This is a genomic window from Geobacillus sp. 46C-IIa (assembly GCF_014679505.1).
Lineage (GTDB): Bacteria > Bacillota > Bacilli > Bacillales > Anoxybacillaceae > Geobacillus.
This window is the reverse complement of sequence record NZ_CP061474.1, coordinates 992,918-1,018,989: the sequence shown is the minus strand read 5'-3', so window position 1 is coordinate 1,018,989 and position 26,072 is coordinate 992,918. Positions and strand designations below refer to the sequence as shown.

The window sequence follows — 26,072 nt, the reverse complement described above, 5'->3', positions numbered from 1 at the left end:
TCACTCGGCACTGGCCACTTCTTCGACGATGGCGACGACCATTTCCGTCAATTTGACCAACTCTTCAATCGGCATCCGCTCGTTCGTCGTATGGATTTCTTCATAGCCGACAGCGAGGTTGACGGTCGGAATGCCGAAGCCGGCGATGATATTGGCATCGCTGCCGCCGCCGCTTTGCTCGAGCTCGCACGGCCGGCCGATTTTCGCCGCCGCCCGTTTGGCGACCTCCACGACATGATCGCCGTCGCTGAACTTAAAGCCAGGGTACATCACTTCCACTTCGACATCGGCGCGGCCGCCCATTTCCGCGGCGACGGTTTCAAACGCCTCTTTCATTTTCGCCACTTGGGCTTCCATTTTTTCTGGGACGAGCGAGCGGGCTTCCGCTAAAATATCGACGCGGTCGCAGACGATGTTCGTTTGCGTGCCGCCTTCAAAGCGGCCGATGTTGGCCGTTGTTTCCTCGTCGATGCGGCCGAGCGGCATTTTCGCGATCGCTTTCGCCGCAATCGTAATGGCCGACACCCCTCGCTCGGGAGCCACACCGGCATGGGCGGTTTTGCCGTGCACAACCACTTTCAGCTTCGCCTGCGTCGGCGCGGCGACGACGATGTTGCCGACTTTGCCGTCGCTGTCCAACGCATAGCCGTATTTCGCTTTGAGCAGCGACGAATCGAGCGCCTTCGCTCCGACGAGCCCCGACTCTTCCCCGACCGTGATGACAAATTGAATCAAGCCGTGAGGGATGCGCTGCTCTTTCAACACCCGAATCGCTTCCAACATCGCCGCCAAGCCGGCTTTGTCATCGGCGCCTAAAATCGTCGTTCCATCGGTGACGACATAGCCGTCTTGAATCGACGGCTTCACTCCTTTGCCAGGCACGACCGTATCCATATGCGATGTGAAGTAAATCGGGTCGACCCCGTCTTTCGTCGCCGCGAGCGTGCAAATCAAGTTGCCGGCTCCATGCCCTGTTTTCGCGGCCGCATCGTCTTCGATCACCTCGAGGCCAAGCGCTTCAAACTTTTGTTTGAGCACCTTCGCGATGTCGCCTTCATGTTTCGTTTCCGAATCGATTTGCACGAGTTCCAAAAATTCGTCGACAAGACGCTGTTCATTGACCATAAACTTTCTGCCTCCTGTTTATGTATTCCACCTCAAGTATACCGAAATGTTCCGCCAAGAGCCAAACCGGACGCCGGAACGATCAAAACGCTGCCAACGTATCAAAACGTGCTTGAGATGCACCGTCTCAGCAAGAGAGCTCCTGCTGCGACAGCCCTCATCTAAACGATCATTTGCCACGAAAAAGACGCCCGTTGCTTGCCGGACGCCTTTCACCCCTAAGTTCCACAGTTCTGAGGGCATTTTAGGCAAATGAAAATGGCCAAAATGTGGTTATATCAAGAATTTCGCCATACCGATCCTAGAAAAAAGCGCTGAATTCCACAGGCACACGATTTGACCATTTATCCTTTTTAAAAAAGCTCCATATCGTTTATCATATAGACATGTACATACGACCAGTCACACGCAAAAACGAAGGCGGAACAACCGTTGCTTATCTCCATCTTGCTCATAGCGAAGTGAGGCAACAAGAAAATGCAAACAGAATTCACATCAAAGGAAAGTAAATGTTTTTTTATAATATTTTTGTTACTTTTGAAAGTTACGTAAATGACTTAAATGAAGAAATTATAAATGCAATAAATAAAGCTACGGAAAGTGTTACATGTTACAATAGATACTAATGAGGAAACAACTTTTACAAAGAAAATAGAGTTACCTGATAACGGATACGTAATTGTGGAACAATGTATAAATATTGAAGATGAACCATTAGATGTAGTTCCGCTAGCTGCTGATTATTTTTATTTTTATAATACTAGTACATTTTATAGTGCAACAGTTTACATTCACCATGTACTTTACCCTGACACAAAATTAGTTCTAAAAACTGGTTTTAAAGTTACTACAAAGGTTTGACTGCAACATATGCTTCTGTTGCAGGAACATCTGCTTGGTTCCCAAATACTGTTGATGGATCAGCTCAAATAACAGACAGTACAGCATATAAAGAGGGCTATGATATTAATGCACAAGGTGATTATAAATATGCAGCTATTGGAATAGGTGGATCAGGTATTTTTAATTCCTACCATACCATTGTAAGTTCTGTAAAACTTATAGACCTAAAATCAAATGGAGCGACAGTTAGAGTTTCTTTCAAACATCTCTATTAAAGGCGGGGGTATCTATGGCTGAAGCGACAATTTATTCATCCTTTATAACTGACTGGTTACCTATAACAATTGTTTCGGTAACTGTAGCCATTATCGTTTTAGTTGGTATCCTTGTATTTAGAGTATTAAAACAGAAATAACTATACTGTAGACATTGTAAGGTACCGTCAAGATTTTTGTGTAATGTAAGATTAGATAGGGTGTCTTTGAAATGGGTTTAGAATAGAGGGGGATATTTCCTTCACACAACAGACTGAATATTCAGTCTGTTGTGTGGAAAGGGAGAATCCCCTAATTTTGTTTATTTACAACTCACATTTCGCATCCTAACAAGGTCAAAACAAAGGATTTTTTATTTAGTTTTTCAGAATAACGTTTTGACCAACACGATTAGCGATGGCAATCCTTTTTTTACCATCGCTAGTCGCTCCGTATCATGTTAGACGTAGATGCTCTCGTCCATGCCCAATCCTTGCAAATCCTTCGCTGATCCCGGATTAGGGAGCGATCCAGTGCGCGTTGGATGCGCCCGTCCGGCAGCTGGAACACGACGACGTTCACATAATGGAAACAGCTGAAAAATCGCCTGTCCTGTTGGCCGGGTCAGCTTGCGGCCCCCAGGCCCTTTTAACGGGTGTTCCGGTGTGATGAACGGGCGCACCCGGCGCTGAAAAACGCGGTAAATCGTCAAGCCAAGAGAAACAAATAGCCCAATACGGCCACTCGTTCTGGCTTTTTGACATCAATCTCATCCGTGAAAAACGGATCTTTCAAGTGGGGCGGGCCCAGTTTTTTGACTAGAGCACTTATGATATTCAAAATCGGAATTGCGATAGACCGCTTTGATTTGCACATTCATGAGAGAAAAACTCCTTCACTTTTCTTGTGTGTCAAGGATTCATTCGATATCGGAACAGAAAAACCCTCCCGATTTTCGTCGGAAGGGTGCGAAATGTGAGGCTTACAGCGGAATATTGCCATGCTTTTTCTTCGGCCGCTCTTCGTGCTTATGGCGAAGCATCTCGAGCGCCTGGATGAGCTTGATTCTCGTGTCGCGCGGGTCGATGACGTCATCGATCATGCCGTATTTGGCGGCGACGTACGGATTGGCGAATTTCTCGCGGTATTCGGCAATTTTTTGCGCCCGCGTCTCTTCCGGGTTCGGGCTTTTTTCAATTTCGCTCGCGAAAATGATGTTCGCCGCCCCTTGCGGCCCCATGACGGCCACTTCGGCGTTCGGCCACGCATAGACGACATCGGCGCCGATCGATTTGCTGTTTAAGGCAACATAGGCGCCGCCGTACGCTTTGCGCAAAATGACGGTGATTTTCGGCACCGTCGCCTCCGAGTAGGCGTACAAAATTTTCGCCCCGTGGCGGATGATGCCGCCGTGCTCCTGCTTGACGCCCGGGAAAAAGCCGGTGACGTCCTCAAACGTAATGATCGGGATGTTGAACGAATCGCAAAAACGGATGAACCGCGCCGCTTTGTCGGACGAATCGATGTCAAGGCCGCCGGCCATAAACTTCGGCTGGTTGCACACAAGCCCCACCACTTCGCCTTTGATGCGGGCAAAACCGATCACGATGTTTTTCGCAAAATCTTTTTGCACTTCCAGAAACGATCCGTCATCGACGACTTGGGCGATGACATGGCGCACATCGTACGGGCGGACGGCGTCAATCGGCACGACATCGGCTAAATCGGGCCGGTAGTCGTCCCCGTCGGGAATCGGGCCAAACGGCGGCTTTTCGTTATTGTTTGACGGCAAATAGCTAATGAGCCGCCGCACCTCGGCGAGCGCCTCCTCTTCATTCGCCGCCGCAAAGTGGGCGTTGCCGCTGATCGTGTTGTGCACGCGGGCGCCGCCTAAATCTTCGGCGCTGATTTTCTCCCCGGTCACCGCTTCAATCACTTTCGGGCCAGTGATGAACATTTGGCTCGTTTTTTCGACCATGAACACAAAATCGGTGATAGCCGGCGAATAGACGGCTCCACCGGCGCACGGCCCCATGATGACGGAAATTTGCGGAATGACCCCGGAGTAAATGGCGTTGCGGTAAAAAATGTGCCCGTACCCGTCCAGCGACAAGACCCCTTCTTGAATGCGGGCGCCGCCCGAATCGTTCAAGCCGATGACCGGCGCCCCGGTTTTCGCCGCCAAATCCATGATGTTCGTGATTTTTTTCGCGTGCATTTCCCCAAGCGCCCCGCCGAAGACGGTGAAATCTTGCGAAAACACAAACACCGTGCGGCCGTTGATCTTCCCGTAGCCGGTGACGACCCCATCGCCCGGCCCCTTCTTTTCCCCAAGGCCAAAATCGGTGCAGCGGTGCTCGATGAACGGATTGAGTTCGACAAACGTTCCTTCGTCCAAAAGCAAATCAATCCGCTCGCGCGCGGTCAGCTTCCCTTTCGCGTGCTGCTGTTCGATTTTCTCGTCGCCGCCGCCCAGTTCAATCTCGCGTCGGCGGTCATATAATTCATTGATTTTGTCGTACATGTCGCTCATTGGTGTCCCTCCATTTTCGGCCGTTCACAAAGTTCGTACAACACGCCGCCGGTCGATTTCGGATGCATGAACGCCACCCATGCCCCGCCGGCGCCGCGTTTCGGCGCATCTTGAATCATGCGGATGCCATGCTCCTTGAGCTCACGGATGCGCTCGGCGATGTCCTCGACGCCAAGCGCCACGTGATGAATCCCTTCACCGCGCTTTTCGATAAATTTCGCCACCGCGCTCTCCGGCGACAGCGGCTCAAGCAGCTCCAGTTTCGCCTCTCCGGCCTGCAAAAACGCCACTTTCACCTGCTCCGACTCGACTTCCTCGATGCCAAGAAACGGCAGGCCGAGCACCTCCGTATAAAACGGAAGCGCTTTCTCAATCGAGCGGACGGCGATGCCGATATGGTCGACTTTTTTCACGTGCATCGTCTGCAACCCCTTTGCTGCAAAATGGTCATCCAACATCATATCATTCGCCGTTTCGACAAAAAATCCTTCTTTTTGTTTTTCCTTGTCCGCTCCGCCGCATACAGTTACAATAAAAACAGAACAGCGGACGGGGAGGAGGAAAAACCGTTGTCGCGGAAAACGCAAAAATTCGTCGTTTACTTGATGCTCATTTGCATGCTGCTGACGACGCTCCTTGCCGGCATCAGCCTATGGTTTTAACCCGGCAAAAAACGCAAGCTTCGAAACAGGAAGCTTGCGTTTCTCATTGGATGGCGCCGTATCGCTTGGCAATGTCGTAAAACGACTCGTTGCTGCGGAGAATGAGCACGCGTGCGCCGATCGGCACTCGTTCGTACAAATGCTCGACATCGCGGTTGTACATGCGCACGCAGCCTTGCGAAACGTAGCCCCCGATCGATGCAGGGTTGTTTGTTCCATGGACGCCATAGATGCGCCCATCCGTCCCGCGCGCATCAAAACCGATCCATCTCGTGCCAAGCGGATTGTTCGGCGCTCCGCCCGGGATGTCCTTTTTCCGATAGTACGGGTTTTCCGCCTTCACCGTCACGGTAAACAGCCCTTCCGGCGTCAACGCCGCATTCACCCCGGTCGCCACCGGATAGACGGCTTCGATGCGGCCGTCGCGGACGAGCGCGAGCTTATTGATCGCTTTGTTCACAATGACAAACGGCTTCGCCTCCGCCGCTGTCTGAAAAGGAGCCCCCAATACGGCGGCGATCACGAGACAAATGGCCAACCATACTCGCATAGAAGTCCATCCTTTGCTTGAGCGTTTGGCCATAGTGTGTGCCAAAGCAGATGGACATATGCCCTGCATCATGCCTTAAGCCGCTGCTGTTTTGGCACATTTCCGGGGTGAAATTGGCTTTTGATGATTAAATATCGCTCCAATTCGCGCACTAAATGAAACAACGCCGCCCGCTCTTCAAACTGTTCGCGCGTCGTTGGCAGCGGCATCTCCTTAAACTGCTCGCTCATCTCGGCAAGACGCCGCAAAAACCGATCGGCCGTATTTCCCGGGTGAATGGCATCGCTTAATTCGTCGATAAAATCGGCGACCATCATCCGCTGCTCGACCGTGTAGACAAGCGATGTCACAAGCGGAAGCATATGCTCGATGATTTCTAACTGCCGCTCGCGCATGCGGAAGTAGCGAACGTATTCATCTTCGTTCCTCCATAACTGATTGTCGGCGTGGCGCATCGCGAGCGTTTTCGCCTTCTCAAGCATCTCCGCGGCAAGCGGCAGCTCCTTCCCATCCCAATCGAGCTCATTGGTGCGCAAATAGCGCACGATTTCTTTTAAAATGATGCGGAACAAATCCTCGACAATGCGCTGGTACTCTTTGAGCTGCTTCTCGACGCTTGGCATGTACATATTCATAAGCAGCGCCACACCAATGCCAACCGCCACTAGCAAGATCTCATTGGCGACCAATCCCCACGTGATGTCCTTGGCCGCATACAAATGCAAAATGATCACCGAACTGGTCGCAATGCCCTCGTTGATTTTCAACCGGACGGTCACCGGAATGAACAACAAAAGCAACAGCCCGATCGTCCACGGATGATAGCCGAAGACGGCAAAAAACAACGCCGCAAATCCGATCGCGACAACGCACGCCGCAAAACGAGCCCGCGCGGTCTCCAGCGACCGTTTTTTCGTCACTTGAACGCACAAAATGACGATAATGCCGGCAGAAGCGAAGTTATGAAGACCAATGAGCTGAGCGATGGCGATCGCCAGCGCCGCCCCCACCGCCGTTTTCAATGTCCGATAGCCGATTTTCATCGCGCCGTCTCCTTTGCCAATGGTTGCCGACTTCATTGTACCGATGACGGCGCTTTCGATGCAAGGAAAAACGGGCCATCCCCGGCTCACACGCCCCGCATCCTGAAGCCCATCTGCCCCAACAGCCGCGGAAAGGCAAAAAGACGGCTGTCCGCTCGGGTGGGACAGACCGTCCTAGACACAAACCGAGGCGGGTTCATGAGCCGTCTTTTTCATCCATCGTCTTCCCAACGCGCTCGATTTCGCGCCGGATCGCTTCGTTCAGCGCGTCGAAAAAGAGCACATCACACGAATCAATGCCGACAATCTCGTCAATGTCATCTTTGATTTTCCACTTTTGCTTGCCGGTGTAATCGATGCACAAGTCAATGTCGGAATTGTAACGGGCCGTGCCGCGCGCCGAACAAGATGACTTTTTGAATATCTTCCTCGCCGGCAAAATACGCCATCAGCCGTTTAAACACGGTCGGGCTCATTCCATCGGTCACAGTCGATTATTTCTTTTTTGATATGTTTCAGCCGCGCTTCGATTTTGTGGACATATTCCGATACAATTCGGTTTTTGATCCGCTCATAGTCGTCTTCATTGTACACATGGGCCTTGGCGTTGCGTGAGTTGAGTATATCCCAAATAAATCCATTCCTCTTTTTGAGCGATTAGCATTGATTCTAACCGTCCTCAAACGAGCAACTGGTGTTTGCCTTCTACAACATTTAAATATACATTCGGCAAATCATGCAAAACTTCATAAGCCGAAACATACGCAATAGCAGGCTGGCTGTATGCGCATACCAACATCCTTTCTATATTATTTTTTGCACCAATTAAGCAATTCCCTTTCGATTTGACTTTAATGAGATAGCGTCCCCCTTCTTCGAATTCCTCGAATTTTTCATTGTGTATTTCTAACATGCGCTTAATGGGGGCCAACACTTTTTGTTGTTCCGTTAATGTTAATGCCTTCAATTCACCTTTAACGATATAATCAAGCAACTCTAGGGCGACAAAACGATTTAACTGATGATGATAAAATTGATTGGAGTAATGTCTTAAGCATTTATAGCAAGATGTCTCGCAATGGTTTTCGCATTCATGCAAAATTTCCCTTGCCATTTTAATAATATCAGGGAGCATTTCCCCTGCAATGTGTGAATACCCCGCTCCTCCAGATAAAGTATCAAACAGGTAAACATCGGCTTGATACAGATGTTGTGGACTTTTTGTCTCTAATGGAAGAATGCGATATCCTGACAGTAACTCATTATAATCGATGTCCAATACCCGGCTTGCAGCCAATACGAGCGCCTCGCCAATCGTCTTCAAACCGTCATGAACCCATTGATGATTCGGGTGAAAATCGACTTTTTCATCAAAACTCATCCGCAATAGTAATAAATCAGAGTTAAATATATTCCCAAGAAACACTTTCATAATACTTCCTCTACAGCGGCTATCCCTTTGACCAAGATGTGTTTTCAACCTGTAAGGTACATCATGAGCCAATTTATGTTCACTCTCCCCTGCCGGCCAAATAGCCCCACAATCCGTGCAGATTTCGAATCCTTCCTGTCGATCCGTCCCTTTATTCATGACGATAAGCTGTTTGTTCATCTCATTAGCATATTGAAGCCGCTCTGAACCTGAATAAGCCTTCAAACTTAGTTTTTCGCCAGACACAGGAATAGGTAACTGAGGAGGAACTGCATAGGTGAATTCCTGCTCCCTATCTCCTTCCTTCACCTCCATCCCTTTCTCAGGCGAAAACCCCGTTGGTCGCAACAACGGACTGTTTTTCAACTCACCACCACACACTGAACATTTTTTCGTTTGGATTGGATCCAAAGAAACAAATAAGCACGATTCACAATAAGTGATAACCGGCAAACTGTCCAGCAACAAATCTTTAGCCGGTTTTAACGGATCGTGTGGATTAGGTACATAAATTCCCCCTATTCGATATGTTTTCTTATCAACAACAATTTGTCTTCCTGGCGCATACTCGCTCAACGCTCTGTTTATCTCCAATTGCGGTCGTTGTTTAACGATTATTCTCCCCGTTCTTTCATCCTTCCCTTCGATGTAAAAACTGCATAAATCTTGTGGAAATGCATAGGTTGGAAGCAAGCCGTGATTGAACAAAAAATCGAGAAATTTATCGTTCGGATTTACTTCCGCTATATCGTCACCATCGATGGGTTGTATTGTATGTTTGACTTTCTCATAATTCCGTTCCAACTCGCTTACTAGCTCATTACATGCTTCCTTAACAATATACCATTTTCGCTCTACCATATTCCCGTCTAATATTCCTTCTGTCGAAACAACCCCATCCGGAATCAAGTCAAAAATCACCGGATAGTCGCGAAAACGACAGGCTATATTGTCATTCAGCCATTTTTTAAACTGCTCATAATTAAAAGGAGGAGTACCTTCAAAAAATGATTTTGTATCACCTAACGAACTGCTGAGAATGCTTGACGCAACGGTACTTGTAGAAACGTTTTCATGAAAATACGTTTGAATGAGAAATGCGTTCAAATGCCTTTTGGTGATTTTTTTATTATCAATATAAACAATGGGTTTGCGAGCCGAACCGCTGATCATTTTTTCAGGCTGTTGAAAATAATAATAATCGTGCGGCCCTCCCTGGGCATAAGTAACTACGGTCGATAAAGCCGTTCCCCTACGTCCAGCACGTCCCGCACGCTGCTGGTAGTTCTCCCGTTGTGGCGGAACATTTCGTAGTCCAACGGCAGTCAGTGAACCGATGTCGATGCCGACTTCCATTGTGGTTGTACAGCTTAAAATATCGACAGGTCCTTCTAAAACATCTAATATGATATCTTGGAACCGCAATTCGTACTCTTCTGTTGTTGCGATCGCTATTTTCGCATCCTTTTGCGACAGTTGAGCGGTATGCTCTTCAACGGTGATGTTCGAAATTTTCTCATGGTTTGTCAATATTTTTTGTATAGGTGAACGCCAAAATCCTTTTTCTGAATCCAACCGTTTACTATTCACGTCTAATATCTCGATATTTTCCGATAAACAATTCACACATTTGTTTTTTGCTACAACGATATTCATTTCTTTGCAATCATTACATTTATACCAGGTTGTATAAATGCCGGGAATCAGTTTTAATTTTCTAGGGGATAAATAATATCTCCCTTCCGATTCTGTACACAATTTAAACAATGCATCGACAATTTCCTTCTTATGCTCCTCACTTTGAACATAAAGATGAATGATATTCTCTAAGTTTTTCGGTATATAACCTTTCTCAACTCCCCAATCATCGCCCCCGAACCCTCTAATCTTCAGCCTCTCATAGAAATGAATGGTTGAATCTACGGCCACTCTATCCAACATTTCTTGAATGAACAGCATAGTCAGTACATAAATGTCTTCCTTCGACAATATCTCTTTTAGCTTTCTTTCTACTCTTGCCATTTCTCTTTTAACAGGCTCTACGTAGCCTGTGGCCGTTGTATAAACCGAGTAGAGTGGATGGCAAAGCTGGCGAAGAAGTTCTGTTTTGAAACGAGGCAGCGGTTCAATGTCGCCGTTGTCAATCAGCTCCTCATAGTCGCCATCAAAATCCTCATGTAAAATTTGAACATGATAGGCCAACGATTTTCGATCCTGTCCTTCAAAAAAGTATAATTTATGCTCATCAATCACTTGCAACAACGAACAATATAAAGCGCCGCTCAGTTTCGGTTCAATATCCTGATCAATTAATTTTTGAGCCGCCAATAAAATGGACTGTCTAAAAGAGTCAAGCTCTACTTCATGGGGAATATCCCTGGCAAGACGTGCAGCCTTTTGGCGTCCGTCAGAAAACAGCAGCACTTTCCGTCCCTCATTAGGCAATTGTTTATTCAGCTTTACCGGAGGTTGCAATAAAAATTGCTCGCGAACTAAATTAGCAAAAGGCTGCTCACCTTTTGTTTTTAAGTCCGTAATCGTTCCCTGCACTTTTCTCATACAGCACGGACATTGTTGGAATGTAACTGTTTGCTTTTTCTTTTTGTTCTTATTTGCCTCATCATGAGGCAAATACAATTTTAGATAACCTTCAGGATCTTCCGGCGGCGACTTCATTAAATATCCCGTCCTGATATCGAGCCATACAGGACGCACCGATCGCTCTCCTTTTTGTATTTTTTCATGGGGCGGTTCAACCAGCAAATGAATCTCTGTCAACTCCTCGCCAACAATGCCTTTCCCTTTTTCAGCCCATAAGTAGTTGCGGTCCTTTTTCGATATATACCCTCGAATAAATGCAGTTCCACATTTTCGATGGGTAAGCAATTCGTAGACCCTTGCTTCCTTGCTGCAAGTACATTGTAATTTCGGAGAATCATACATTTTTCCTAAAATCGAATCGTTTCCTTTTACTCTTTTTTCCTCACATTTCGGATTGGTGCAGACATAAATGCCTGATACACCTTTAAAGAATAAATGGATCCTTACCGGCAATAACACTCGCTCATTATTTTTAGCTGCATTGGCCAACATTAATAAATGGCTCGTCGCTTTTTGGGCCATTTTCATATCGACACTTGGAAATACCAACTTGGCAATATCGCTGAACTTTTTAGCATTTCCGCTTATTTGTTCAATAATTAATTCGAGCGGTCCAAATCCGTCTAAACTTTTATATAGATACGACGGCAACTCATCTAAATTATATGGGACATCTCCCCATCCAAGCCGCTTTGCTACAGCCTGGAGATTCGACCGCAATGTATCGTACTGATGAATGCGATTGGTAAACTGCTCGCTGTCTAGCAAGGCGAATGCATAGGCCTCTTCTGTCGTGCCAATTCTTCCGGGCTTTCTTTTTTCTTTCACTCCTTTGATCAACTTAAACGAACGTTTTTTCAGTTTACCCGTTAATTGTTCAGCAAATTCAATAGCCGCCGAATCATCATCCTCCGCGCCCAAACTTGCACTCGTTAGAATGCAGCGCAATCGATCGCGTGTAATTCCTAATCTTGCCTGCAGCCTTCTAATGAGTAGAGCCACCTCTGCACCGCTCGTTCCTCGGTACATATGCGCCTCATCAAGCACTAGAATCAATGTGTTCGCTTCATCTTCTGCAAGCCATTGTCTTGTTTTCTCCCAAATTGGCCGCTCAATCGGGCGCATCAACATATACTCCAGCATGGAATAGTTCGTTACCAAAATATCCGGGGGAGTCGTTTGCATCTCGTGTCTAGTAAACAATTCCCGGTCATCAGGAGAGGTCAAATATCGAGATTTCCAGTCGCCTCTTTTGCCTGAACGGAAGTTTGTTAAATTTTTCGCTATCCATTTGCCTCTTTTTTTCATTTCCAGCGCCAGCTGCGGCCGATTCTTTTCAATATCCAAATAATAGTCAATAATCTCCTTCAACTGGTAGTCGTCTTTTTCCTTTGTCCGCTCTCCCGGGTAAGGTGTTCTTGATGTGTACATACCAAATAATGGATGACGACCGAAATGATCCCGAAAGTACTTGGACACTCTCTCATCACCAAAAAGCTGGCGCAATCTTGTGATTTGATCGCTGACTAGCGCATTCATCGGATATAGTATTAACGCCCGAACCGCATGTGTTTGAAACTGTTCCCTTCTATTAAATCCTTCATCAATTAATGAGTTTAAAATGGGATGTAAGAATGATTCCGTTTTACCTGAGCCGGTTCCAGTCGCTACAACTAAATCATGTCCATCCACTAAAAATGATTCAAGCGCCTCCTGCTGATGGGCGTACGGCCTCTTATAAATTCCTACACTAGGAGACAACTCCGAAAAATAAGTCATTGCTTCTTTGCAATGTGCAGGCAAATTCATCTGCTTATAGGCAGGCCCCAGCTCATAAACAGGAGTGGCCTCAATATACGGCTCCTTCGAAATGACCCCTGGTGAATCCAATAACTCTCTGCGCTCTAACAGCAAAGAGGGATGGCTGATTGGATATTGCGCTTCAATATATTCGCGCAATTTTTGATGCAGCCGTGCAGAAACGGAGTTAATGGTAAATTCCATCATCCCATTTCGACTCCTTCCCATCGTATTGAATCCTCATCAATCCCCAAGCGCCGCAAAACCCAAATAAAATCTGAATAATGCCACAAAGGCACAATCCACTCAATCGGTTTGATAAAGGAAAGCGGGAAACAAAAAAGCATCGCCATCTTTTGTTCAAACACAGGAAACTTTTTAAAAAGACGGACATAAATAACATCCTCACGAATTTTTGCACACTTTATCGTTGTTTTCACCTGAGCCTTATACTCTAAGGCATACTTGGCCGTTTCTAAATAATATTCGGGTATCTTGTAATAACGCGCATCACCCCTCCCCATGTTCTCAACCCAAAAGTAGAGCGGTTGACTGTTTTTTAATGCATACCTAGCAATATAACAATCAGACTTTGATGCAAGATTCATTTGAAATGGGTGCCATTTGCGCCGTTTTTGAGGCAAAAATAGTTCTGTTGGTTCATCGTTTAGTTTTACTGGGTTCTGCAATTTGAGCGTTTCGATAAATTCATTTACAGTCGGTGAAGGCATCCATTCGTCAATCATCAACGTTGGAACATGACTGCCCTCTTCCATATAACCGCTGCCGCACCCGTAATACTTGTCGCTCTTTCCTTCAGGGTTGCTAAGCACAACCAAGCTTTTAGACACGGGAAGTTCGACACAGCGCGGGGGCAACGGCAAATAATATCCATTGGCAAGCTTCAATATTTCCCCCAAACCAGATAACAGTTCGAGCAATGACTGTGCTTCGGTTTGATCTTCTTCTTTCATAACGTTTCGAAGATCTTCAAAAAAGCGCCCCTTTAGCAATCTTTGCAAAGGCGGGATAAGCCGCTGAAAATGCACCGGGTTCATTTTATAGTCCTCGAATGCATAAAAGTGCACCAAAGAAAGGACATGACGTTTTATTTGTCTAAATTGTATAATTGTATTCTTCCATGCATCTGTCAACATCTCTCGAGCTCCACACCCTTACTAAATCAAAATATTCTCGCTGTCAAACTCTTCTAAGATCTTCTTTGCCTGCTCACGGGCAACATACGGCTGCAGTAGCACCTTGACGACCCATACAGACACAGCTTCTTCCTTGAGCCGTTCATCCTCTAATAACCGAAACCATTTTTTAAATGCTTCTTTTTGTTTCGTAAACGACATGACTTCTTGCACAATTTCCAAAAAATTGTTGAACTCACTGGATTTCTCCTTTAATATTTTACCTTCTACAAGTAAATGTGCAGGGATGGAGCCGAAGACTAAGCGATGTGTCTTTCTTAATGAGAGAATATCAGGAGTTGTCGTCATTTCGTCTGCGCTGATCACAGGCGAAAACGATAGCTTTTGAATGAACGAATCGGTCAACTCACTTTCTTCTTTTATGCTTATCAAAATCAATTCTGGCAACGACTCATCAATAGACACGCGCCAATAGTCGAGAAACGATTGTAAATACAATTCAGCGGGCGAATTTTCAATTTGGCATAAATGAAGAGACTTTACACAGTCAGGCCGTGTATAACGAGAAAAGCAATTGATCAACGTTTTATTAGTAAAATTCTTTATATCTGGAAAAACCGTTAGATGATCGTTTCCTGCAACCGCCCAGCCGATTGCCTGTGACAGTTCAAAACTAAATTCTCCTTTGACCACGACTGGTTTACGAAACAAGATCGCTCCGATGATCGTTTTCGCTATCAACCATGCTTTATTCTCCTGCATGCCAATCATGCATAGGTTTTCTGCAATGGATGTCATTAAATGATTTATATCTTCATAATAAACTGTTGTTTCATCAACATCCTTCACCACCCATTGCGAATGATTTCGATCGTTTGATTCGTTATGCGTGGAGACATTTAACCCTAAATTTGCGAAAGGGAGTAAATCAGCCAAAGTCCGGAAAATGTTATCTTTCATTTCCTTGATCTTTAACTCCAATGCTTCATCGGCTTTTTTTAATCTTTCTTCCGTTTCCTTTATCTGTCTTTCGATCTCTTCCATCTCAACGAGCAAATGCTCTTTTTTTCTACGCAGCTGTTCTGTTTGGTTCAATACTTTTCGATGCTCATCTTCGATTCTTGCTTTCTCCGCAGCAAACCTTTCCTCTAATTTATCCTCTATTTTCCTTTGAATCGCTGGGTACTGTAATAATTCTTCCTCAAATTGACCAATATCTTCCTTTGTTATTTGATATTTAGCCAACAACTCAATGGCTCGCATAATGCGCTCATAACGAACTTGCGGAGGGAGATCGCTAACCCATTCAGATAGCTGACTGATGACTTTTCGTGAAATTTCCTGAACCTGTTGCTGGTCTTTCAACGTTTTTAAAGCATAACGCATAATCCGATCGTTAGTGGCACAATCGAGATAATCTTCGACAGGGCTCGCTAGCATCGCCGATACAAAGTATCGTTCGATCCCGACGTTCTTATCATTATATTTAACGAGATGCATCCCTTTTTTTCGTATTTCGAGCAACTTATCGTCGGACGAATCAATCACCCATTTTTGTTCTTTTGTCTGTTTGACACGGTAAGGTCCAACTAAATAATCATCGTTCGTTAAGAGTAAAATTTCTGAACTAAACTGCTGCGGGGCATCAAACCCGTTCTGAATCAAATAAACAATGTCATGATTTTGCGCAAGTGAAAACGGTATCGGAAATACCTCATAATATTTTAAATTCTCCAATTCTTTTCTTGCGATAAACTTTGAATATACAAGTCTTCCTGCGTAGTCTTCCTCATTTCTTTCTTCGATTGTATAAAATCCCACTTTCCCTGCGTGAATGTCTTCAGGAGCAGGAGACCATATCACTTCCCCCTCACTTGGATAATGCAATCGTGCTTCCTGAACCTCAATTAACTGGTGATCGCGATATTCCGCTAAAACTTTAACAAACACATATTTTTTATTTGGCTTTCTTTCTTTTTCGACAATCCCAAATACCGTCTTCACGACGATCTCCTCCCATCAATAAATTCCTTTACTATTTTTGGAACCTTGTTTCGATACGTCTTTACATAGTAGGCTAGTTTTGCCCGCAACATTTTATCCCCTACATCTTGCAACAAAAACTCTAGGAAACGATATTGTTCATTTGAAATCCAACAACACTTTGTTTGCTCAAGCTGCATATACGCCAATAAAACTTTGCGCCAATCGGGATGGGCTAAATCGCGCATCTCTTGAGCAGAAAAGTCAAACGCCCAAACCCCAGGAATAAAAAGCTTCTCAACAGATGGATGAAAAAACTCTCCCCCTTGACTGAGCTCTCTGGCAAACCGATTTTTTTCTTTGATCCAGTAAGGAAACAAAAGAGGATCTGTTACCGAAACCGTTGTATATTTCAAGATGCTCTTTTCCTCACACAGCGCCAATGTCCGCTGGTCAACCACAACTCCGGATTCCAATCGTTCCGAAAAACATGGGTTCGCGTTTGGATCATAAAATAGATGTAACATCTTTCCTTCATGTTTTTTAATATAAAAAGTATGAAAACCCTTTTTATGCAATATAATGTCAACATAAGAACTCGACAGCGGATATTCCCGACTCGTATAATCCGGTTGAATATGAACTAGGCTGTACTTTTGCAGTTGAAAGTCACGAAAAGATATTTGGATTCTACATTTTCCTGTTCCGATTAACATCGCTTCGCCTTTTTTTCCAAAAACTGAAGGGGCGACTATATCCAAATAATAATACGGCGGTTTCAAGTCATATCCAAATTGCCGAAACCACTCTATTAACGGCTCCGCCAATAGAAAAGGAAGACGGATTTTATAGGCAAACCATCCATACTTTTGATTTAATGGTGTTACATCCATTTCCCTCGGAAACTCTATTTTTTTCCGTGACATCATATAAAACGTGTCACTCAGTGATAGTTCTCTAGGCTCAATCATGCAAAAGCTTTGGTTTATTGGCCGAAACAAATATGTATGGTTTTGAAACCCTTTAATATATTCAGGCCAAAACAAGCCGAGTTTCTCATAACATTTTTCATCTTTTCTAGTCGCAAAAGAAAAACTGTAGCCCTGTTTCGGAACAATCCACAGTTTATTTTCACTAGAGTTAGGCCAAAGCTGTGCAGAGGAAATAAAGGAATTCATTTCATTGCATTTTATTTTAAAGTGCAAATGATGCACGTCACATTGCATCGCTTGAGAAGGCGTTAAATAAGGAAAGGTAATAAAAAGCTCCCAATCACGTTCCAATGGTTCAAATGTAATAAAGGGGCGGCTTATCACCACTGAATAATCATGAAGATGGGATGAACCTGACAAACGTTGAACATAAAGTTCGCATCGTTCAGACCCTTGCCCGCGTTCGTGACGAAAGTGAGCGGACTGCACCCTTCCTTCTGCTTTAAATACTCTCGCGCCGCAGCATGGACACGTATAGACAACCCCATACTTATGTGCGTTTTTCGCATGAACAAGTTGTCCTAACGGGTTAAATGCTCTTTCCATATGAACAGAACCCCTTACAAAAATGACTGGATGTTGTTTTATATCTTGACCACTTCAATAAACTATTGCTAATGCGACAAAACGATGAATTTCGCGGGGAGAGACAGCATATTCTCCATAACTGTCTCTCCTCAAAGCACCGATTGATCCCCTTACATATTCATGCACTGCAGCTTCGCCTGCTCAAGCACATCTTCCACCGCTTTCGGCTGTTTATTTGGCGGATAATCGTACTTGCGCAGCACCTTCTTAATTTCAAGGCGCATGCGCGCTTGGGCTTGCGCTTTTTTATCCCAATCGTGCGTCCGGTTTTCCTTTACCGTTTTCGCCAAATCCTTTGCGATTTGAATTAATATCTCATCTTCCATTAATTTTTTTATATCCGGGTCAGAACCTAACACGTCGAAAAACGCCTTCTCCTCCTCGGTTAAGCCAAGCTGTTTCCCTTCTTCAATCGCCGCCTGCAACTCTTCTTTAAATTTAAGCAATTCCTCAAATACTTCATACACATCCGTGTAATCATTTCGATTGTTGTATTTTTCTAATATTTTTTCAAAACGTTTGGAAAATGTTTGGCTCACCGTCATGTTTGTCTTTTTCACATCTTGCAATTTTTGCTTTAATACGCGCATTAAAATGGTCGACGCAATATTTTTTTGCGGCAAGGCGCGTAATTTTTTGATGTTCTCCTCATTCAACAAATCGAAACTTTCCGATGAAACCGCTTGGGTCAACACCATCACTTCATCTTCCACAATCGCTTCTTCCAACATTTTCGCGATTCGTTCATTCACTTCTTTTAAGTCAGGTGTGCCTGTTCGCGAAGATTTCATAATAAAGGAACGAACAGCGATAAAATAGGAAATTTCCTCTTTTTGTTCTTTCGAAAGCAAGCCGGTGCAAATTTTATAAACATCTTTTAGCTTTTTCGTTTCCGTCATAAACAGCGATTTTCGTTTTTCTATTTGTTGCACAAATTCAGCGCCGCCACAAATCACTTCATAACGCTTTTTGTCACTGTCGCCAAAAAACGAGCGATAGTCAAACGAATGAAACATATTGCGCAACACTTCGAGGATGTTTAACGCGATGTCGCGGGCTTGGGTGTTTTCTTGCACTTTATCTTGGTCGCGCTTCGTATACGTTTGCAACGCTTCCATTAAATTTTTCTTTAAGCCGATGTAATCAACAATCAATCCGCCTGTTTTCCCCGGATAAACGCGGTTGACGCGGGCGATCGCTTGCATCAAGTTATGCGCCTTCATGGGCTTGTCAATATACATTGTATCGAGCGCCGGCACGTCAAAACCGGTGAGCCACATATCAACAACAATGACGATTTTAAACGGATGATCGACATCTTTAAATTCTTTTTCCCGCTGTTTCCGCGTTTGTTTATTTCCGACAAGCTTCGCGAGCTCCTCCGGATCCTGATTGTTTTCGGTTATGACAATTTTCACTTTGTCTTTCCAGTCCGGACGTTGACGCATGATCTCTTTATACATTGCAAACGCGGTGTTGCGCGAATAAGCAACGATCATCGCTTTTCCTTTGACAAGATGTTCGCGCTCCTCGTAATGATGGATAATGTCCGTGACGACTTCGCGAATTCGGTCTTGGTCGCCTATGATTTGCTCCATGCGGCTCAAGCTTTTTTGGCTTTGTTCAATAATATAGTCGCCGACGCCTTCGTGAACTTGCATGCGCCAATATTCTTGGTCAATTTCATTCATTTTCTTCTCGTCCAATTTCACTTTCGCCAAGCGAGATTCGTAATAAATTTTGACCGTCGCCCCGTCTTCCACCGCTTGGGTCATATCATACACATCAATGACATCGCCGAACAAGCCGGTCGTCGATCGATCGGTCGTTTCAATCGGCGTCCCTGTAAACGCGATATACGTCGCATTCGGCAACGCTTCACGCAAATATTTCGCATACCCGTACTTTTGCTCCCCCGTTTCGATATCGTATTTCGGATCAACGCCGTATTGGGAGCGGTGGGCTTCGTCAACCATCACGATGATGTTTTCCCGTTCAGAAAGCAAGCCGGTTTCTTCTTCAAACTTTTGAATCGTTGAAAAAACGATGCCGCCCGTTTGCCGATGTTCCAACAGCTCTTTCAAATGGCTGCGCGTTTCCGCTTGTAATGGTGTTTGCCGTAAAAATTCACTCGCCCCGCAAAACGTTTCAAATAACTGTCCGTCTAAATCGTTGCGATCGGTGATCACGACAATGGTTGGATTTTTCAGCTGTTCCTGTCTGACTAAGTTTCCCGCCAAAAACACCATCGAATAACTTTTGCCGCTCCCTTGCGTGTGCCAAATCACCCCGGCGCGCTTGTCGGCGCAAACCGCCCGCATGACAGAAGCAACCGCTTTTTTCATGCCGTAATATTGGTGGTACGCCGCCATAATTTTCGCTTCGTTCGCAAACAACGTGAAGTTTTTGATCACATCCAAAAAGCGCTTCGGCTCGAACAAGCCGAACATTAACGTTTCCAACTCCCGGTTTTCTATGACATCATCTTCGATATTGATCTTTTTCCAAGCCATAAACCGGTCAAGCGGCGCGGTGATCGTCCCCGCGCGCGCCTTCACCCCGTCGTTGATGACGAGAAACGCATTGTAATAAAATAACGATGGGATGTGGACATTCATATAATTTTTCAGTTGCTTGTATGCATCTTCGATATCCACTTCTTCTCGCGACGTGCTTTTCAACTCTGCAACGACAAGCGGCATGCCGTTCACATACAACACGATGTCGGGGATTTTTTCCTGCCCTTTTTCGCTGACTTCCAATTGGTTGACGACGAGAAAATCATTGTTTTCCGGAGCTTCCCAATCAATGAGCCGAACACGATGGTACACCGTTTCCCCATCCACAAACTCGGCCACTTCCACCGTTTCCGTCAAGTATTTATGAAACACTTTGTTGTTCGTTAAGACATCGTTCGTATCAAAATAACGGATTTTCCGCATCGCCTCGCGGATGACACCAAAAGGCGCTCCCGGATTTAGTTTCATCAATGCCGCTTCCAACCGGTCAAGCAGCAACACTTCCTTTTTGTCCCGCTCCAACTTCCCGACCGGCAAATACGGATAGCCGAGCTCTTGGAAATATTCAATCATGGCTTGCTCTAGCTGCTCTTCTGTAAACACACTTCCACCTCCCGTTCGGCGTCAACGACACGAATTTCTCCGGACATGAGCTTGGGCAATAATGAATCTCTCATACTTATCAAAGCGTTGATTTCTTCTTCATTATTGCATATTAATTCTCCTAAACTTCTCACTGCTTCGTTATAACGTTGAATAACTTCCATTTTTGGCAAAACAATAGGTACTTTTTTCAACTCCCCACCTGAAATTTCTTTGAACGTTGTTCCGGAGGCCCTGCTTTCGATCAAGTCTTTGTTATATTTTAAAACTTGAAACATAAATTCCGAACCGATGTCCTTATGCGGGATCACTGACTTAAATCCTTGATTTGTAGTGACCTCATTTTTAGCAATAGCAATATAACCAATAGGTGCCCTTGAGCTAAAAAGAACGGTACCTTTAGGAAGCAATTTTGCACTACTATTTTTTAATCCCTCTTCCGTAATATCAACACTTCCTCTTTCAACATAACGATTTTTACTGTTTGATAAATCTTTCGGCGTAATCCAAGGGATGCCGTTTTGGGTGAAATAGTCTTCCCGCTTTTTCGAAGGGGTTCCTCCCCCTACAACGTCCCCTAAATCGCCGATTGTTGCCACTCTCCACCCCTCCGGTATCATCCCCAACTTGCTTTCGACAAACTTCCCGCCGCTTGATTTGTACGGTTCGCCGTTTTCATTCGGAAACTCGAAATCGACAAACCAGCGTTTGAAAATCGTTTGGGCGAGTTCTTCAAGGGTTTGGTTGATTTCATTGTTGAGTTCGATTTTGTCGTCAATTGCAGATAGCACATTTGCAATTCTCTTTTGTTCCTCTAGTGGCGGCAAATCAATCACAGTGTTAACCAAGACATCGCTTTGCACCCTTTGTCTGCCGGATGATCCCGTCATGGACTTTATTGCTATATTTCTGAATTCCGGTGAAATAGCCAAGTAATACACAAACTTGCTATCGGTTATTCCTTCCTTTGCTCTTAACACGATAAACTCCGTAGAGCCAAAAGCAATCTCATTATCTTCAAGGATGTCGACATAAGCTGTTTTTCCATTTTCAAGACAAGGTGTTATCCGTGCAAGGAGAGTATCACCGTTTTTAAATTTTGAACCGGATGTAAACTCGGCAATTTCATATGACTGTATTTTTCTTGTAAACTCCGCAACATCTTGCATGGACACTTTTTTGGCCAACGTTCCTTTTCTTAAAGGGGTTCTAGGGTTTATGTCTATAACATCTATTAACCTTGTTTCTTTCCACCCGTCATATCTCATACCCTATCCCCCCCAACTGCTTGCGAATTTCTTCTTCCAACTGGCGCGATTTTTGAAATTGCTTCGCCAATGTCGCTGTCAGCCGCTCCATTTTTTCCTCAAACGATTCCCCGTCTTCTTCCTCTTCTTCAATACCGACGTAGCGGCCCGGCGTGAGGATGTAGTTGTGCTCGCGAATGTCGTCGATCGTCGCTGATTTGCAAAAGCCTTGCACGTCTTCGTAGTTCTCGTTGTTTTGCCAATTGATATACGTATCGGCGATTTTGCGGATATCCTCATCCGTCAACTCCCGCAACTTCCGGGTGACGAGCTGGCCGAATTTGCGCGCATCGATGAATAACGTTTTCCTCGGATGTTTCTTGTTGCGGTTTAAAATCCAAATGCACACCGGGATTTGCGTTGTGTAAAACAATTTATCCGGCAACGCGATGATCGCGTCGACTAAATCTGCGTTGACAATGTTTTTGCGAATCTCCCCTTCGCCGGACGTCATCGAGGACAGCGAGCCGTTCGCGAGCACAACGGCGGCTTTTCCGTTTTGGCCAAGCTTGTCGATCATATGCTGCAGCCATGCGTAGTTGGCGTTTCCGGCCGGCGGCACTCCGAATTTCCAGCGCGGGTCGTCGATTAATTTCGGCTGCCCCCAGTCGCTGTCATTGAACGGCGGATTGGCTAGAATATAATCCGCCTTTAACGTCGGATGCAAGTCTTCATGGAACGTGTCGGCATGTTTCGGACCGAGATTGTTTTCAATGCCGCGAATCGCCAAGTTCATTTTGGCGAGCTTCCATGTCGTTGGGTTCGATTCTTGGCCGTAAATGGAAATATCAAACTTGTTTCCCGCATGTTCTTCGACGAATTTCATCGACTGGACGAACATCCCGCCGCTGCCGCATGCCGGGTCGTACACATACCCTTTGAACGGCTGAATCATTTCGACCATCAGTTTGACGACGCATTTCGGCGTGTAAAACTCGCCTCCTCCTTTTCCTTCGCTGGCGGCAAATTTGCCTAAGAAGTATTCGTACACCCGCCCTAAGACGTCTTTTTCCTTTGCCCCGCTGCCGCCGACGTCAATATTGGAAAACAAGTCAATAATTTCCCCTAAAATGCGCTTGTCTAACTCAGGGCGGGAGTAGTTTTTCGGGAGCACTCCTTTTAAACTGTCATTCTCTTTTTCGATCGCATCCAACGCCTCATCGACAATTTTTCCGATTTCCGGCGACTTCGAACGTTCCGCTATATAGCTCCAACGGGCCGTTTCCGGCACCCAAAACACTCCGTCCGCCATATACGCGTCGCGGTCTTCCGCAAAATCGGGATCTTCTTTCATCAGTTCCTCCCATTTTTCTTGAAACGTATCAGACACGTATTTTAAGAAAATAAGTCCTAAGACGACGTGTTTATATTCTGCCGCATCCATATTGTTTCGCAGCTTATCGGCTGCGGACCATAACTTTTCTTCAAAACCGATCGTCGCCATCTGTCACTGCTCCTTTCCCGTTTGACACGATATGTCATTTGATTCCCAGAGTCCATTTTACCATAAAAATCTTTGCCATTAAGGAACTAATTTCCTATAGCCCCGCTCTCCCTGTCATCCAGCCTATCGGCAGGCGACAACAGGGAGAGCGGCGTTTTGAGTTTTACGATTGCATCAGTGTAAACGTCGAACGAATTCCCATTTTTTCGTACAGTTTTAAACTCGATTCAAGCCGTTGCTTCTCGAGTTGTTTCATCATGTCTTGAATGTGTTTTTGTTCTTCGAGATAGGACATGATGATTTCCTTCTGCTCTTCGAACGGCCGCACTGGAATCGGAATGTTCTCCAAATCTTTCATATTCAAAATCGTGACATTTGTCCCTACCTGTTTGCTCAAAAGAAGATATTGCCCAACAGGGCTTTCCAAGAAAACCTTTAAGTAAAATGGGTCGACATGGCGGTGCGGACGAATGCCGATAAAGTTATGGGAAATCAGTATATCCCCCTCATGCGGCGGGATGACCGCTATTTTGATCCCCGCCCCCCGGACCGATATAATGACATCGCCTTCTTGGACAAGATATGATTCAATTTTGGCATTGTTTGTAATTTCATAAGACGCGAGTTGATCGATCAACACCTCCCCATTTTGGACGTCAGATAACTTAATCACTTTATATGGCCCATTCTCTGTTTCTGCGTCTTTGGATGAGATATTGATGCCGCGGTAGAAAGTGCCGATCCGTTTCAATGGTTGTACGCATGGCAAATTCTTTATGTGATCAGGGTAAAACTTCACTTTTCCGTACGGCTCGATCGTCCATTCACTACTTTGCAAATACCGGTTGCTTAAAAGGTTCACTTCTTCAATCTCCCGGACTGATACGAATTTGCTTACTTCATCGATCTCCAGCCCTTCATGATATATGGCCACAATCCGGTCGATATCTTCTTGGCGCAAATATCTTCTGCCTCTTCTCCGTTCGCCATAATAATTTTCCGCGTTAATGAATAAAATGTTTCCTTCCCTCTCTGCACTTTTGTTTTTATTCAGCACAAGAAGGTTGATCTGAATGGCCGCACCATCAAGCAAAGATGATGGCAGAGCGATCACGGACTCAATCAAATCGGCGGCCAATAAATGCTCCCTGATCACCGCCTCCAGCCCTCCTCTAAACAGCGTTCCGTTTGTGACGACAAGAACCGCTTTTCCGTTTTCCTTCAACGAAGAGAGAGCGTGCAAAATGAAAGCCATGTCAGCGCTCGTTCGCGGCAATCGGCCGTATACAAACCGATCATAACGGTCATTCATCAGTTGTTCATAGCTGTTTATTCTCATGCCGAACGGAAAATTCATCATAATGTAATCAAACTTTTTCAACTTGTTTCCCTCTACAAATGCAGGCTCGGTAAGCGTATCTCCTTTGGCCAAATGAGCATCGGTCCGGTCGTGAAATAACAGACGCAGTTTTCCAAGCGCCCATGCTCGCTGGTTGATTTCCTGACCGTACAGCGCCACTTCGCAATGATGTCGCCGTGCATATTCGCTTGCTGCGCACAACGTGCCGGACAGCCCTGAAGCACCATCATAAAACTCCCCTCCTTCCATATTTAAAAGGCGAATGCCCAGCTCATTAACACCAGCCGGCGTGATCAGCTCTACACCTTCAACCCCGGCCATATTGCCTGCGTACACAAACAACGATTCAATCCATTGTTTCCACTGCTCTTTCGTGAATGCAAAAGAATGAATCCGCGACAACAAATGATATAATGTATTGTTGCTTAATCGGCCAAACAAGTCGGAAAACTCATATACTCCCTTTAGGAAAGGGACATGTGCTTCTATTTCGTTTAAAACTGCCTTTACCTTCTCCGCCAAAAAAGCTCCTTCTTTTAAAATCGCCCCTAAAGAGAGTTCGTCTGGAAGGCTGTAACGCTCCTTATCCAGTTCTAAAAATTTCACGCTTGCAATCGACACGATCGTCTGCACAGAATCGATCACGCTTATATTCGCCTCGCTGCGCAACTGATCCATGAAATGAGATAATTCTCTTTCATACACCATTTAAAAGTCACCTCATTATTTTTATTTAGTAATAACATTACTTACTTTAAGTATTGACCAAAAAACTTTCTATCTGCATTATAATGCCAATAATAATAAAAAGTCAACAATAAGTTAGTAATTCAGTTACTTTTTTGTTTCCTTATCCAAAGAGTGGCAATTGCACCTTTTTAACATAGTGCGCGCCCGTCCTACAGCCGCCGGACACAAAAAAAAAACGGCCACCCGCTCATGCGGGGCAGGCCGCCTAGGCTCGCGACGGAGATTTCTCATAAATCGTTTTCCCGTCGCGCTCGATTTCGCGCCGGATCGCTTCGTTCAGCGCGTCGAAAAAGAGCACATCACACGAATCAATGCCGACGATGTCGTCAATATCCTCTTTGACTTTCCATTTTTGCTTGCCGGTGTAGTCCATGCACAAGTCAATGTCCGAATTGTAACGGGCCGTGCCGCGCGCCGAACAAGATGACTTTTTGAATATCTTCCTCGCCGGCAAAATACGCCATCAGCCGTTTAAACACGGTCGGGCTCATTCCATCGGTCACAGTCGATTATTTCTTTTTTGATA

Annotated in this window: 16 protein-coding genes and 3 pseudogenes; 3 read left to right on the top strand and 16 right to left on the bottom strand. The window is 45.3% G+C overall.

Annotation, left to right across the window (positions count from 1 at the left end; translation table 11 throughout):
• The gene (locus tag IC803_RS05150) at nt 1-1,125 is read right to left on the bottom strand and encodes a tripeptidase T (RefSeq protein ID WP_081209272.1); all 1,125 of its coding nucleotides are present in this window, start codon (nt 1,123-1,125) and stop codon (nt 1-3) included.
• 857 nt (nt 1,126-1,982) lie between these two features.
• Here IC803_RS05150 and IC803_RS05145 point away from each other — a divergent pair.
• Both IC803_RS05145 and IC803_RS18340 read left to right on the top strand, forming a co-directional pair.
• Nucleotides 1,983-2,243 (top strand): hypothetical protein, encoded by a 261-nt coding sequence (locus IC803_RS05145; protein ID WP_190304269.1) that lies wholly within the window; start codon nt 1,983-1,985, stop codon nt 2,241-2,243.
• Nucleotides 2,244-2,257: 14 nt separating this feature from the next.
• Complete coding sequence (locus IC803_RS18340; protein ID WP_255396846.1) at nt 2,258-2,383, top strand: hypothetical protein; 126 nt, start codon at nt 2,258-2,260, stop codon at nt 2,381-2,383.
• Nucleotides 2,384-2,682: 299 nt separating this feature from the next.
• On the opposite strand, the pseudogene IC803_RS05140 reads toward IC803_RS18340, so the two are convergent.
• From IC803_RS05140 to mce, 3 genes and pseudogenes are all read right to left on the bottom strand, one after another.
• Nucleotides 2,683-3,017, bottom strand: a pseudogene (locus IC803_RS05140) (transposase); the annotation flags it as partial.
• A gap of 187 nt (nt 3,018-3,204) precedes the next feature.
• Complete coding sequence (locus tag IC803_RS05135) at nt 3,205-4,755, bottom strand: acyl-CoA carboxylase subunit beta (protein ID WP_081209274.1); 1,551 nt, start codon at nt 4,753-4,755, stop codon at nt 3,205-3,207.
• Complete coding sequence (gene mce / locus IC803_RS05130; protein ID WP_081209276.1) at nt 4,752-5,174, bottom strand: methylmalonyl-CoA epimerase; 423 nt, start codon at nt 5,172-5,174, stop codon at nt 4,752-4,754. Before mce ends, IC803_RS05135 begins: the two co-directional genes overlap by 4 nt.
• A gap of 150 nt (nt 5,175-5,324) precedes the next feature.
• Here mce and prli42 point away from each other — a divergent pair, with 150 nt between their 5' ends.
• Complete coding sequence (gene prli42 / locus IC803_RS05125) at nt 5,325-5,417, top strand: stressosome-associated protein Prli42 (RefSeq protein ID WP_152908485.1); 93 nt, start codon at nt 5,325-5,327, stop codon at nt 5,415-5,417.
• A gap of 43 nt (nt 5,418-5,460) precedes the next feature.
• Here the strand turns inward: prli42 and IC803_RS05120 are convergent, their stop codons facing one another.
• From IC803_RS05120 to IC803_RS05065, 12 genes and pseudogenes are all read right to left on the bottom strand, one after another.
• Nucleotides 5,461-5,967: a L,D-transpeptidase gene (locus IC803_RS05120; RefSeq protein WP_081209280.1), complete on the bottom strand. Its 507-nt coding sequence runs from the start codon at nt 5,965-5,967 to the stop codon at nt 5,461-5,463.
• A gap of 68 nt (nt 5,968-6,035) precedes the next feature.
• Nucleotides 6,036-7,010, bottom strand: a complete 975-nt coding sequence (locus IC803_RS05115) for an aromatic acid exporter family protein (RefSeq protein ID WP_081209282.1) — start codon at nt 7,008-7,010, stop codon at nt 6,036-6,038.
• A gap of 196 nt (nt 7,011-7,206) precedes the next feature.
• A pseudogene (locus IC803_RS05110) lies at nt 7,207-7,486 on the bottom strand (nucleotidyltransferase family protein).
• Between the two features lie 203 nt (nt 7,487-7,689).
• Complete coding sequence (locus IC803_RS05105; protein ID WP_081209284.1) at nt 7,690-13,050, bottom strand: DUF1998 domain-containing protein; 5,361 nt, start codon at nt 13,048-13,050, stop codon at nt 7,690-7,692.
• Nucleotides 13,047-14,000, bottom strand: coding sequence for a hypothetical protein (locus IC803_RS05100; RefSeq protein ID WP_033007994.1), 954 nt, complete (start codon nt 13,998-14,000; stop codon nt 13,047-13,049). The genes IC803_RS05105 and IC803_RS05100 overlap by 4 nt, the downstream gene beginning before the upstream one ends.
• A 21-nt stretch (nt 14,001-14,021) precedes the next feature.
• The gene (locus IC803_RS05095; protein ID WP_081209286.1) at nt 14,022-16,004 is read right to left on the bottom strand and encodes a coiled-coil domain-containing protein; all 1,983 of its coding nucleotides are present in this window, start codon (nt 16,002-16,004) and stop codon (nt 14,022-14,024) included.
• Complete coding sequence (locus tag IC803_RS05090) at nt 16,001-17,521, bottom strand: competence protein CoiA family protein (RefSeq protein WP_223812026.1); 1,521 nt, start codon at nt 17,519-17,521, stop codon at nt 16,001-16,003. Before IC803_RS05090 ends, IC803_RS05095 begins: the two co-directional genes overlap by 4 nt.
• Before the next feature lie 152 nt (nt 17,522-17,673).
• On the bottom strand, nt 17,674-20,685 hold the full coding sequence (locus tag IC803_RS05085) for a type I restriction endonuclease subunit R (RefSeq protein WP_081209288.1): 3,012 nt from the start codon (nt 20,683-20,685) through the stop codon (nt 17,674-17,676).
• On the bottom strand, nt 20,664-21,953 hold the full coding sequence (locus IC803_RS05080) for a restriction endonuclease subunit S (protein ID WP_081209290.1): 1,290 nt from the start codon (nt 21,951-21,953) through the stop codon (nt 20,664-20,666). The genes IC803_RS05085 and IC803_RS05080 overlap by 22 nt, the downstream gene beginning before the upstream one ends.
• Nucleotides 21,943-23,436 carry a class I SAM-dependent DNA methyltransferase gene (locus tag IC803_RS05075; protein WP_081209292.1) on the bottom strand — a complete coding sequence of 498 codons (1,494 nt, stop codon included), beginning with the start codon at nt 23,434-23,436 and terminating at the stop codon, nt 21,943-21,945. The genes IC803_RS05080 and IC803_RS05075 overlap by 11 nt, the downstream gene beginning before the upstream one ends.
• Before the next feature lie 163 nt (nt 23,437-23,599).
• Nucleotides 23,600-25,504: an N-6 DNA methylase gene (locus IC803_RS05070; RefSeq protein WP_081209294.1), complete on the bottom strand. Its 1,905-nt coding sequence runs from the start codon at nt 25,502-25,504 to the stop codon at nt 23,600-23,602.
• A gap of 247 nt (nt 25,505-25,751) precedes the next feature.
• Nucleotides 25,752-26,037, bottom strand: a pseudogene (locus IC803_RS05065) (nucleotidyltransferase domain-containing protein).
• Nucleotides 26,038-26,072 lie beyond the last annotated feature (35 nt).

Excerpts from the sequence above, each read along its gene's own strand:
- IC803_RS05150 (WP_081209272.1), bottom strand. The coding sequence starts at position 1,125 with ATGGTCAATGAACAGCGTCTTGTCGACGAATTTTTGGAACTCGTGCAA.
- IC803_RS18340 (WP_255396846.1), top strand. The coding sequence starts at position 2,258 with ATGGCTGAAGCGACAATTTATTCATCCTTTATAACTGACTGGTTACCT.
- IC803_RS05135 (WP_081209274.1), bottom strand. The coding sequence starts at position 4,755 with ATGAGCGACATGTACGACAAAATCAATGAATTATATGACCGCCGACGC.
- mce (WP_081209276.1), bottom strand. The coding sequence starts at position 5,174 with ATGCACGTGAAAAAAGTCGACCATATCGGCATCGCCGTCCGCTCGATT.
- IC803_RS05120 (WP_081209280.1), bottom strand. The coding sequence starts at position 5,967 with ATGCGAGTATGGTTGGCCATTTGTCTCGTGATCGCCGCCGTATTGGGG.
- IC803_RS05115 (WP_081209282.1), bottom strand. The coding sequence starts at position 7,010 with ATGAAAATCGGCTATCGGACATTGAAAACGGCGGTGGGGGCGGCGCTG.
- IC803_RS05105 (WP_081209284.1), bottom strand. The coding sequence starts at position 13,050 with ATGATGGAATTTACCATTAACTCCGTTTCTGCACGGCTGCATCAAAAA.
- IC803_RS05100 (WP_033007994.1), bottom strand. The coding sequence starts at position 14,000 with ATGTTGACAGATGCATGGAAGAATACAATTATACAATTTAGACAAATA.
- IC803_RS05090 (WP_223812026.1), bottom strand. The coding sequence starts at position 17,521 with ATGGAAAGAGCATTTAACCCGTTAGGACAACTTGTTCATGCGAAAAAC.
- IC803_RS05080 (WP_081209290.1), bottom strand. The coding sequence starts at position 21,953 with ATGAGATATGACGGGTGGAAAGAAACAAGGTTAATAGATGTTATAGAC.
- IC803_RS05075 (WP_081209292.1), bottom strand. The coding sequence starts at position 23,436 with ATGGCGACGATCGGTTTTGAAGAAAAGTTATGGTCCGCAGCCGATAAG.
- IC803_RS05070 (WP_081209294.1), bottom strand. The coding sequence starts at position 25,504 with ATGGTGTATGAAAGAGAATTATCTCATTTCATGGATCAGTTGCGCAGC.